11 protein-coding genes are annotated in these 11,629 nt (G+C 32.8%); 1 reads left to right on the forward strand and 10 read right to left on the reverse strand.

The window, feature by feature from the left end:
* Positions 1–106 precede the first annotated feature (106 nt).
* Genes VOI54_RS11205 through VOI54_RS11215 form a run of 3 tightly spaced genes read right to left on the reverse strand, consistent with a single transcriptional unit; the run spans position 107 to position 4,584 of the window.
* Positions 107–2,815 (reverse strand): FIDD domain-containing protein, encoded by a 2,709-nt coding sequence (locus VOI54_RS11205; protein WP_326282879.1) that lies wholly within the window; start codon positions 2,813–2,815, stop codon positions 107–109.
* 27 nt (positions 2,816–2,842) lie between these two features.
* Entirely contained in the window at positions 2,843–3,667 is an 825-nt protein-coding gene (locus VOI54_RS11210) for an ABC transporter permease (RefSeq protein ID WP_326282880.1), read from the reverse strand.
* Positions 3,668–3,687: 20 nt separating this feature from the next.
* Positions 3,688–4,584 (reverse strand): ABC transporter ATP-binding protein, encoded by an 897-nt coding sequence (locus VOI54_RS11215; protein WP_326282881.1) that lies wholly within the window; start codon positions 4,582–4,584, stop codon positions 3,688–3,690.
* A gap of 123 nt (positions 4,585–4,707) precedes the next feature.
* Between VOI54_RS11215 and VOI54_RS11220 the strand changes: the two genes are divergently transcribed.
* Positions 4,708–5,769 carry a hypothetical protein gene (locus tag VOI54_RS11220; protein WP_326282882.1) on the forward strand — a complete coding sequence of 354 codons (1,062 nt, stop codon included), beginning with the start codon at positions 4,708–4,710 and terminating at the stop codon, positions 5,767–5,769.
* A 7-nt stretch (positions 5,770–5,776) separates the two neighbouring features.
* Here the strand turns inward: VOI54_RS11220 and VOI54_RS11225 are convergent, their stop codons facing one another.
* The 7 genes from VOI54_RS11225 to VOI54_RS11255 all read right to left on the reverse strand — a co-directional run bounded on the left by VOI54_RS11225 (position 5,777) and on the right by VOI54_RS11255 (position 11,616).
* On the reverse strand, positions 5,777–6,289 hold the full coding sequence (locus VOI54_RS11225) for an IS1096 element passenger TnpR family protein (protein WP_326282883.1): 513 nt from the start codon (positions 6,287–6,289) through the stop codon (positions 5,777–5,779).
* Positions 6,290–6,329: 40 nt separating this feature from the next.
* Positions 6,330–7,343 carry a COX15/CtaA family protein gene (locus VOI54_RS11230; RefSeq protein ID WP_326282884.1) on the reverse strand — a complete coding sequence of 338 codons (1,014 nt, stop codon included), beginning with the start codon at positions 7,341–7,343 and terminating at the stop codon, positions 6,330–6,332.
* Positions 7,330–7,791, reverse strand: coding sequence for a GNAT family N-acetyltransferase (locus VOI54_RS11235; protein ID WP_326282885.1), 462 nt, complete (start codon positions 7,789–7,791; stop codon positions 7,330–7,332). The genes VOI54_RS11230 and VOI54_RS11235 overlap by 14 nt, the downstream gene beginning before the upstream one ends.
* Positions 7,784–9,211 carry a CCA tRNA nucleotidyltransferase gene (locus tag VOI54_RS11240; RefSeq protein ID WP_326282886.1) on the reverse strand — a complete coding sequence of 476 codons (1,428 nt, stop codon included), beginning with the start codon at positions 9,209–9,211 and terminating at the stop codon, positions 7,784–7,786. Before VOI54_RS11240 ends, VOI54_RS11235 begins: the two co-directional genes overlap by 8 nt.
* 17 nt (positions 9,212–9,228) lie before the next feature.
* Positions 9,229–9,792 carry an L-threonylcarbamoyladenylate synthase gene (locus tag VOI54_RS11245; RefSeq protein WP_326282887.1) on the reverse strand — a complete coding sequence of 188 codons (564 nt, stop codon included), beginning with the start codon at positions 9,790–9,792 and terminating at the stop codon, positions 9,229–9,231.
* 89 nt (positions 9,793–9,881) lie between these two features.
* On the reverse strand, positions 9,882–10,922 hold the full coding sequence (locus VOI54_RS11250) for a CDP-glycerol glycerophosphotransferase family protein (protein ID WP_326282888.1): 1,041 nt from the start codon (positions 10,920–10,922) through the stop codon (positions 9,882–9,884).
* A gap of 13 nt (positions 10,923–10,935) precedes the next feature.
* The gene (locus tag VOI54_RS11255; RefSeq protein WP_326282889.1) at positions 10,936–11,616 is read right to left on the reverse strand and encodes a phosphocholine cytidylyltransferase family protein; all 681 of its coding nucleotides are present in this window, start codon (positions 11,614–11,616) and stop codon (positions 10,936–10,938) included.
* Positions 11,617–11,629 lie beyond the last annotated feature (13 nt).

Raw genomic sequence — 11,629 nt, forward strand, 5'->3', positions numbered from 1 at the left:
AAAAAAACAATCCTTAACATAAGGACTATTTTAAACGAAAATTAGATATTATTTGGATGAAACACAAAAAATATCGGCTAAAAACGATTTAATCAGTTCTTGAGCTTTAGTTTATCAATGAAAAATGTCCTTTAAAAACCCGCCCATCTTGCAGAGTTACTGAAAACCAGTAATCATCACTGGGCAATTTTAGTCCGTTTAATCGCCCGTTCCAACCTTCTTCCAATGGGCTAAGTTCCTTGATTAATTTACCAAACCTGTTAAAAATTAGAATTTTAGTATTGGGTTGAAAGGCATTAGATACACCGTAAACTTGCCAGGTATCATGATATCCGTCACCGTTAGGCGTAAAGAATTTTGGAAACCCAATAACAGATACCGTATTACTAACTACCCCGCAATCATTTTTTATATCTTTTACGAAAACGGTATAAAATCCGGGAAATACATTTTCAAAAATAGTACTATCCTGATAAGGTGTTGTTATATTACTGGAATTATTGACTAATCTGTATTGATAAATACCTTCCCCTGAAACCAGTACAGTAATTGTATTGTTTTCTGAAGCGTCATGAATTTGTATGTTTTCAAACATTGCGGGGCCTGAGTTCTCTATTGTAACGGTTCTTATTTTAGAGCAGCCAAAAGTATTGGTTGCCGTCACAATATATTTACCAGATTTATTTACTTCAATTTCGTAGGTATCTTGTCCGTCTGACCATTTATAGTTGTAGTCGCTGGGAACACCATTTAATACTCCGGAGTCTATAGTGATTGGGACAGGGAAGTTATTTATGCAGTAATATTTTAAATCTTCAGTTACGATATCTGGTAATTTGTTTACCGTTAGTGCAATTTCGCTAATACCATAGCAATTATTTGCATTTTCAACACGAGCATAAATAGTCTGGTTATATGGTGTTGTATTTGTAAAATAATCTCCTAGATTGTTTTTTTCTGTCAATGCGTCATTATAAGTTTCAAAATAAGATATATCCAAGCCGTTTGGTAAACCTTCAACTATTTGGCTACTTGCATTCTTGAGATTGAATTCATAAAACCCATCTTCAGTACCATCATCATCACAACTTATCAGGAAAGCATCTTTTGAATCCGTTACACTTACTCTTAGAGTCAGCTCAGAAAAACTATAACAATTAGTAAGGTCATCAATGATTTTGGCATAGATAGTTTGAGGGTTTTCAGTATTTTGAAAGGACTCGCCATTTATTTCATCCGTTCTTTCAATATTGCGATAAAATTCAGCAGAAGTACCTAATGCTCCTCCACTTAGCTCAATAAGTGCCTCGTTTAAATTGAATATGGTTATACCGTCATAAATACCATCATCGTCACATTGTAATAGTGTATAATCAACGGCATTAGGGTTTTTATTATATTGAACTATGGCTTCTCCTTCAATAGCACAATCACCGTTATTTGGATTAATATAAAGTTGATAATATCCGGGCTCAGTGATTTCCAATTCATGACTGGTCTCTCCCAGAGTTACTTTATCTTTCGTCCAGGTGTAGGTTGCTCCGGTTATTTTGTCAGCAGAAAGGAAATAGGTGTCTCCGTCACATAATGCTAAATTCCTATTACTACTTCCATTTTTAATAATATCAATTTTTGTATTAAAAAAAGATGAAATAAAAGGAGGTAAACCTTGTGATGACAATTTTGGAGATAAATCTATGGCATTATGAGTATAGTTACAGCCCAATCCAATTTGGTTGGGGTTATTTATTACTCCAAGAAAAGATGAGCCTTGTAAGTAGGTTATACTTAGAGCTCTATAGATTTTTCCATTAGGCCCTAATTGTAAAGCACCTCTATATAATTCCCTATTATCAATGACTATTGCTGATGCATTAATATTTGAAGCTGTAAGGTTGTATTGGGTTAATTTTGATTTGTGATTTGAAGGAATATTATTTTCTTCCGGGTTTTGGGAATCAAAGAAATCATTTGATGAATGTACGTAGAGCAATTTATTGTCCGGCGAAAACTCAATACCGTAGGGTATATTGTTAGGTCCAGGAATATTAATCTTAAAAGGGTTGCTTACTGTGCCAGTTCCAGGATCAAAATCATATAAAAATAAGCCATCAGTAGCGTTGGCACAAGCCATTCTTTTTCCATTAGGCGATAGTTTTAAATACCCTCTTTGATCAAACACACTATTTGAAAAAGGAGATTTAACAGCGTTTGAAACAACTCCGGTTTCATTAACTTCAAAGGCGTGAAAGGTATCAAAAACGTTTATGTCTCCATTTTCAGAAGCAAATGAAAGCACCCAAATAGATTCACTAATACAATCTTTAACTACTGCAGCTATTTTTTCTGAGCAATCTGCTAAAAGATTAATGTTTTTACTGGTTATAGCCCCTAAACCTCCGTCTAATGTTAGGTCTACAACAGAATAGTTTAATCCGTAATGTTCTTGTTGAAAAGTATAATCGTCTACTGTAAAAATATAAAAGATATTATCATCAGCTGGTTTTGGTACAATGATAGCTGATTGCGTACTTGATGGATCGCCTAATAAACCAAATCCATTAGTCATTACAGTATGGTTTTTATTCCATACAGTTATCCCGTCCGTATAGAATAACAAATTCCCGGTATCATCAGATATAGAAGCACACCCTTCAATAGTGTTTAGCCTACCATTATTAAGAGGAGTAACAGTATCACTGGTTGAATTGAATTGTAGCCCACTATTAAATCCAAAATACCAATTAGCAGCCTGATTTTGGGCACCAGTATTTAAGTAAATTAAGTATAAAACTAAAATTACGAGTTTTTTCATCTTTTTATAGCAAGGCTATCAAAGATATTATAAATCACGCTTTTTTAATAGTCTGTACGATAAAAATATAAATAAAGCCGTCCAGCATAGTACAATTATGATTTCATAGCCATGGGCCCCATAGTCATAAGCTAAATTTGCTTTATCGGGGAATTTGCTCATAGCAATACGCTGAAAGGGTTGATCAATAAGTTTATACATAGATTTTAGTGGAAAGAAATTTTGAATCTTTTCAGCGATGTCAGCATTAAACTTCCAGGTAATAAGCCCAAATATTATCCATTCTAAAATATACAGAATAAAAAGAAAGGCTAAGGCAAATGCTGATCGTTTTACCAGCATACCAAAAAATAAACATAAACTAAAGAATGCCGTTAATTTTACAAAATAGGCAAGGAGAAATTCTGTCTCTCTAAAAATGATAGAAGCTTCGGTATAACTGGAATAATATAAGCCTATACAGAATGAAATTAAGCTTATTAATACTGTAGATGCCAAAGAAAAGAATACGATGGTATAGAATTTTGATAATATAAATTCCTTTTTACTTAGGCCATCAATGAGGTTTTGTTTTATGGTTTTGTTACTGTATTCATTTCCTATCATACTTACTACCACAATAGCAAAGAAAAATTTAAATTGTGAGGCAAAAAAGGTAGTTAAATGCCAAATAACCGGAAAATTAAAAATTCCCAATTCACCTAATTCTAATGTGAAAAAACCAAATACATTGATCTTTAATGAAGACAATAGTATGACAAAAAAGGGTAAAATAAAGGATACAAATATTAATATTTTGCTTGTCCGATTAAGTAAAAGCTTTTGTAGTTCTAAGTTTAAAAGTCTTAACATTAGGATGGGTTTTGATCGAGTTAGTTATTGTCAGTTAGTTGTAAGAATTGTTCTTCTAAACTTTCTTTACGTTGTACTAAATGTGTGAGAATAATATTGTTTTTAAAGAGGTGCTTGTTAAAATCTTCAGATTTCATGGGTTCATTCAAGAATGCTGTTACTAAATGGTCTTGTACCTTGATTTTACCAAAGGACTTATGGTGTTCTAATAATTGAATTAATTCAGGTTCCTGATTCGATCTTAATTCAAAAAAACCATGGCTTGAAATCATCTCATCTACTCTTCCTGAATATAACTTTACGCCTTTTCTTAGCACTACAACATGAGAGCAAACCTTTTCAACTTCATCCAATAAATGTGAGGCTAACAAAATGGTAGTGCCTTTAGATGCTATTTGTTTAATAATTTCTCTGATTTGATGAATTCCTTGAGGGTCTAATCCGTTGGTAGGCTCGTCAAGAATCAATATTTCCGGATTATTTAACAGGGCAGAGGCTATAGCTAACCGTTGCTTCATCCCTAGGGAATATGTTTTGAATTTGCTGTCTTTCCTTTCCAGTAATCCAACAATTTCAAGCTTTTCATCTATGTTGCTAAAATCTACCCCCTTAATTTTACAGACCAACTTTAAGTTTTGTGTTGCGGTCATATAAGGATAGAAGTTTGGACGTTCAATAATAGCTCCTACCTTTTTTAGGGCATCATGGGTACTTATATTACCATCAAACCATTGAAAATCCCCCTCTGTTTTATTAACAACATTTAAAACTATGCCTAAGGTTGTAGATTTTCCGCTACCGTTAGGGCCTAAAATGCCATAAACGTTTCCTTTATTTATGGTAAAAGACAGATCTTTAACAGCAGTTAGGTATCCAAATTTTTTAGTAAGATTGTTAATTGTAAGTATAGGTTCCAAGCTATAGAGTTTTAATACTATTATAAAAATAGCATAGGTTAGTTATGAAGGTATGACGAGAGTGATTGGTTTTTGTTACAGCTTTAGTAATAAAAGCGTTAAATTTGGATAAGAATTGAACCTATGCAAGATTTAAAAATATCAAAGAGAAAGCCATCTTATCCTATTACATTAAAGTTGCACAATTACCTGTCTGAATATAACAGGAATATAAAGATTCCTATATTTTATGATGACTTGTTACGCTTTCAGGGTTCTATTGTGGTATATGACAAAGACGAAAATGATACATTATGGATCAGGGTGTATTATAATGAGTTTGAGCGAGAAGAAATAGAATTATCTTTAAAGAAAGTATATGCTATTTTTCATTCTGACGGGAACGAAAATATTTTACCCTTTTTAAGTGTAGATGCCATTGATTATTGCACTTTTGGGAATTCCAAACCTTTCAGAATAAAAATCAGAAACATTTTAAATGATAACTCAACCTATTTCTATATCAAAACGGCAGATGCCTCCAGAATTTATGGTTTGGAATTAGAACACATGTTGTCACCACATAATTTGAATTTTTTGGTGTATAAAAACACACTTATAGAAGAACATATTGTTGGTATTCCTGGGGATGAATTTATTAAAAATATGTTACCAAATTGTAGCAAACCTGAAAAGGCTCAGATAGCCAAAGAGTTTGTTAAGTTTAATGAGCGTTGTATGATACGGCTTTTAGGGGATATGAGATCTTATAATTATGTTATTGTACCTACTCATGACTTTGATAAAGTTGTATACAAAATCAGAGCTATAGATTTTGATCAACAAAGTTATGAGGGTAAGTTTAATATTTACAGGCCTCAATTTTTTAAAGAAAATTATGAAATGGTTCAATTGGTATCTAAGAGTATCCAAAAACTATCTATAGACCAATATAAAACAGAGGAGCGTTCTATTTTGGTAAAACGTTTAAAGAGTTTTAATGATAGGGTTATTAAATTAATAGATTGTATGGAGGCTGATGTGATTTCAAAAAAGGAACATGTGGAATTATTAAAAATGACTATTTTTAATTACACGCACGATGTTAACTTTAAGCGCAGTAAAAGTATGGGGCAAATTCTAAAACATGCTTTAGAATTTTTAATGCGTAATTATGAAAATGTAAATATTGAAAATTTAAAGTGAAAAGTGGCTAATTCCAATTTTCATCAAAATCTAGAGTATCATAGTCGTCTATATCTAAACCCTCTTCAAGTTCACCAAAGTCGTCCTCGGCGTCTGCTTCAAATAATTTATCAGGAGCAGTATCAGGAACCTGTCCCTGTACAAACATTAAGTTAGGGTAATCATGACCTTCAGTTTCATCAACAATCTCAGCCAACTCAACATAAAACGTCCACATACTTAAAAAATCATAAATATATATAAGTTTGGTTTGAGCTTCATGAACAACACTGTCTAAGGAGGTTTCATTCATCAAGCGTGCCGAGGCATCTTCACTTAAGTCAAATAAAGAAATTTCTTCGCCTTGTTCCCAGGCATCGTTACTAATATAGAACGAAGCCATTTCAGTACCATCAAAACCAAAAGACTGAGTGATTATATTGTGTAAATCTTCAAGAGTATCTGTTTCTCTAATTTCTAGATCACGAAAAATATCTTCCTCGGTATCATTATCTAAAATAACTCTAAACCTGTAAACCATGAGTTGAATAAATTGCGTTACAAAGGTAACTTTTTTTATGTTATTTTGTAAAGCGATGTAATGTAAATGTCATAGCACTTAGTAAGAAAAACGCACCAACTTGATGTGCTATACCCAGCCATAGGGGTACTTGCAATAAAATAGTAAATACGCCAAGCATAAATTGCACCAGGACCAAAATTAATAGCGCATTGACTCCCTTTTGTTGGTAAGACGTTAGAGAAATCCTTCTCGATCTTTTCCAGATTATGAATATAGAAAGCACCACCAGAAAGGCTATGATTCTATGTATAAATTGAATACCACTGGGGTTTTCTATTATATTTTTATAAAAAGGATCTAAAATGTAAACCGATGAATGTATAAATTTCCCTTCGTTCATCATTGGCCAATGGTTATGGAGTAAACCGGCTTTTAAGCCTGCAACAAAAGCCCCGTAAATGATTTGTATAATTAAAATGCCGTAACTGACCAGAATAAGATTCCTAAAGGAGGTGTTTACCGGCTTTTTGTTTGGGAATTTTAAATCTAAGGCTACCCATAAGGTTGCCGCAAAGGTGAGGAATGCTGTGGTTAAATGTGCAGCCAGTCTGTAATGACTAACATCTGGCCTGTCTACCAAACCACTTTTTACCATATACCAGCCCAAAAAGCCTTGAAACCCACCCAGAACTAACAAGATCAGACACTTTTTTATGGTACTTCCAGTGAGTTGCTTTCTAATTAAAAAGTAGATAAATGGAATGATAAAAATTAAGCCTATGGCTCGTCCTATAACCCTGTGTAGCCATTCCCAAAAATAAATACTTTTGAAGTCCTCTAAAGTAAAATGATTATGTAATTTTTGATATTCGGGGTATTGTTTATATAAATCAAATGCTTCCTGCCATTCCTGTTCTCCTATGGGAGGAATTGTCCCGGTAATTAATTTATAATTTGATATGGATAATCCGGAGTCTGTTAAACGGGTAATACCTCCAACGATGACCATTATAAAAATTAAGAAACACCCGGTTAGCAACCAATACATTACATTTTTGTTATCCTTTTTCATTTAATTCTTTTTTAAAGCAAAGACTATTGCTTATCCCTTGGTATTGGCCATAATTGGGAATGACTTTATAATTCATTTTTTTGTAAAAGGATACAGCTTCGAGTTGTCTTTTTCCGGTTTCAAGAACGCATGATTTATATAACAGTTCCTGGGCCCAATGTTCTAATTCTTTTATAATTTGTGATGCTATACCCTTACCACGAAGCTCAACAACCGTATACATACGCTTAATTTCTACCGTTTCTGTATTAAATTTTTTAAAAGCACCACATCCTGCGGGAATATTATTATAATAAGCTACAACAACGTGTTTTAAAACATCTATATTGTTATATTGGTTATAAAATTCATGCTCATCTCCATCAGTGACTTTTAGATAATCATTTAATGACTGTACCAGTTTAATAAAATCTTGATGATCAGAATTGGTTCTTATTAATTTAATCATGCTCTTGACTTAGTTTAAGTCCCAATTGTTTTCCCTTTTTTAGCATCAACTGATAAGCAGCATCATATTCATTGGGGATTTCTCCTTCCAGTATAGCTTCTTTTATGGCTTCCTTAATAAGACCTATTTCACGTGATGGTTTTAAATTAAATGTTGTAATAATTTCTTCTCCGGAGATAGGTGGCTGGAAATTCCTAATACGGTCACGTTCTTCAACCTCAACTATTTTATCTCGAACTATTTTGAAGTTGTGATGGTATTTTTTAAACCTTTTTGGGTTTTTTGTAGTGATATCAGCTTCGCAAAGTGTCATTAAATCATCAACATAATCACCTGCATCAAATACCAAACGTCTTACGGCCGAATCAGTAGCAATATCCTGAGCAAGCACAATAGGCCTAGAGCTCATCAAAACCATTTTTTGAACAAACTTCATTTTATCATTTAATGGCATTTTTAACCGTTTAAAAAGCTTGTAGACCATTTTAGACCCTACAAATTCATGCCCGTGAAATGTCCAACCTACAGTTTTGTTAAACTTTTTTGTAGGCGCTTTGCCAATGTCGTGTAATAACGCGGCCCACCTTAACCAAAGATTATTAGTGTTCTTAGCTATGTTGTCCACAACCTCCAGGGTGTGATAAAAGTTATCTTTATGGCGTTGCCCTTCAACTTCATCAATGCCTTTTAATGCCATTAATTCCGGTAAAATATACTTTAAAAGTCCTGTTTTTTCTAATAATAAGAAACCAATGGATGGTTTTTTGCTTTCCAGAATCTTATTAAGTTCGGTAACAATGCGCTCGTTGGTTATAATTTTTATACGGGCACTGTTATTGGTAATAGCCTGAAGGGACTTTTCCTCAATAGTAAAGTTTAGTTGTGTGGCAAATCTAATGGCCCGGAGCATTCTTAAAGGATCGTCACTATAAGTAATATCAGGGTTTAAAGGTGTTCTTATAATTTTGTTTCCCAGGTCCTTGACGCCGTTAAAAGGATCTAACAAATCACCAAAATTAGCAGTACTTAAATTTAAGGCCAGAGCATTAATAGTAAAATCTCTACGGTTCTGGTCATCTTCTAAAGTACCATTTTCAACAGCCGGATTCCTGCTGTCTTCACGGTAAGATTCTTTTCTGGCTCCAACAAATTCAATTTCAATATCGTTATGCCTAAGCATGGCTGTACCATAGGTTTTGAAAATCTGTACTTTAGGTTTGTTTGGTAGATTTCCTGCAACCTGCTTGGCTAGTTTAATGCCACCCCCTATAGCCACCACATCAATATCTTTGGCATTGCCACGTTTTAAAATAAAATCACGCACAAAACCTCCAATTACAAAAGATTCCATTTGAAGCTCTTTTGCAGATTGAGAAATAATTTTGAATATAGAGTGTTGTAATGCTTCTTTATAATTCATTAACACGATTTAAGGTTTTAGGCCCTAATAACTTTTACAATGCCATTGTTGCTCAATTTGATGATTGACGATGGTTTTGAGCAGATTTTTTCGTGGTGCAAATTTACAATATAGTCTACACCTTTTAAAACCTCAGGAACTATTTCTTTATAAGATTTGGGAGTTGGTTGTCCACTTATATTTGCAGAAGTTGATACTATAGCACCGTTAAACTTTCTGGATAGCCAATAACAAAACTCATCATCGGGAATTCTAATAGCTATAGTACCGTCATCGGCTATTAAATTTTGAGCTAAATTTTGAGCGTCATCATAAATTATGGTAGTAGGCTTGTCTGTCACCTCAACAATATTCCTGGCAGCTTCAGGGATTTGTTTGATGTATTTTTTTAACATTCTGTCATCAGCTACCAAACAGATTAAAGCTTTACTGTCTATTCTTTGTTTTAAGGCATAGACTTTTTTAACGGCTTCGGGGTTTGTGGCATCACAACCTATACCCCAAACCGTATCAGTGGGGTAGAGTATAAGTCCGCCTTGTTTTAGTACCTTAAGGGCATTGTTTACTTCTTCGTTTATCATAAATTCAAGTAGTCAGAAACATTGCCTGTAAATTTAAGCTTATAGTTTGAATTCCTATACTCCGCATTTACTTTATTTGAAATTGTTAGTTATAACGAATCTCTAAATCGTTTGTGAATTCTATATTTTCTGTAAGGAGACAATTTTCTTTTTTTAGGAACTCCAAATTTACTAATGTATTGCTCAATGGCTTCAATCATCCTTATTGATGATTTTCCATCTTCATATGGGTGATAGTTTTCAATAATAAATGCTCTTTCTTTTTTAAAAGAATCCTGTGTTAGATTTTCATGAACTTTATCAATAAGAGAATCAGAATTATTAATATCCTCCCAGTATTTATGTTCAGCTATATTATTAAAAGTTAATACAGGCTTATTTAATAGTAAGAATTCATATACAACAGATGAAGTGTCGCTAATCATTAAGTCTGAAATGACTAAGAATTTTGTGATGTTATTTTCTTCCTGATAAATAATATTGTTATACTGCGTTGCTAAATTCTTATAATGGCTAATTAATTCTTCATCCATTAATGGATGAAATTTAATCAGAATTAAATAATCTTGATTTATAGCAAGTTTGGCTATTTCATTTTTTAAAATTTCTGCACTGGTAAGGTATGGTGTGAAAGTTGGAGCGTAAAGTAAAATTTGCTTTGCATTGTGTTTAGAGAGTAAATCTTCTTTTTCATTCTTTAACAGGTCTCGTGTTTTATATAATTGATCCAGTTTAGACCAGCCGGTTTCCATAACTTCAAAATTCTTATGTACGGCTTTAAACGCTTTAAATCGTTCTGTGAAATAAGGCCCCTGAGTTAAATAAAGATCAAAATAATGACGAATTCTAAAGTGTGATTTTTTTTCTCCTGCCAAACCGTGAAAAATTTGAACTTTTACGCCTTTTAAATAATGTGGTACTTCATTACCAGGAACTATAATTGCATCACTGGGGTATTTTTTTAATTTTTTAAGAGAAGTTATATAAGAGTCCTTTTTAAAGGGGAAAGAGTCTACCAGCTTTTCTCTTAAAAACCAAATAAATTCATATTCCTTTTTTAGTGCTATTTCTCTTATTGGTTCAATTATCCCAAAAGCATAAGTGTTTTGGCAAAAAAAAATGAGTTTCACTATTCTTTAATTATTAAATTAGTTTATTGACACATTCTAAGTCTTCTTTAAAGTCAATTTCCATGCAGTTATACTCAGAAACATCTATAGCTTCAATTTTTAAATTGTTTTCTGAAATAGCCATTTCTAAACCTTTTTCAAAATAATCATTATCATCACATTTTTTTAAATGCTCTATAAAAATGTTAATATCTTGGGAAGAAATAAAATTGATACCAACAGCTTCCCCTAAGCCGTTTTTTACAACTTTAGATAGTTCATCAATATACCCGTTTTTGAGTGTGTATTTTACCTCTTCCTCTCCAACTTTACTGGTATTAACAGACACAAAAGATTTATCTTCATTTATATTGTTCTCAAAAAGATTTAAGATATTTTGATCAAAGACTACGTCTCCATTAAGCCATAATACAGATTCATTCTTACATTTGGTTAGAGCCTTTAAAAGGCTTTTCGATGTATTAGTTCTGTCAAAAAATGGATTATAAATGTAAGTGATATCCGGAAAGCGTTCCATGATCAAATCCTTTTTAAAACCAACAACAGTCAGAATGTCATCAATACTAAACTTTGATACTAAATTCTCTATTTGCATTTTCATAATGCTTTTTTCATTTTTCAAGGGAGTCAAAGGTTTGGGAAAGGGGTTTCCTAATCTTGATCCTATTCCAGCTGCTAATATTACGATTTTCATTATAGTGTAGAGT

It is taken from the genome of Alterotamlana spongicola, assembly GCF_035818475.1.
GTDB lineage: Bacteria > Bacteroidota > Bacteroidia > Flavobacteriales > Flavobacteriaceae > Cognatitamlana.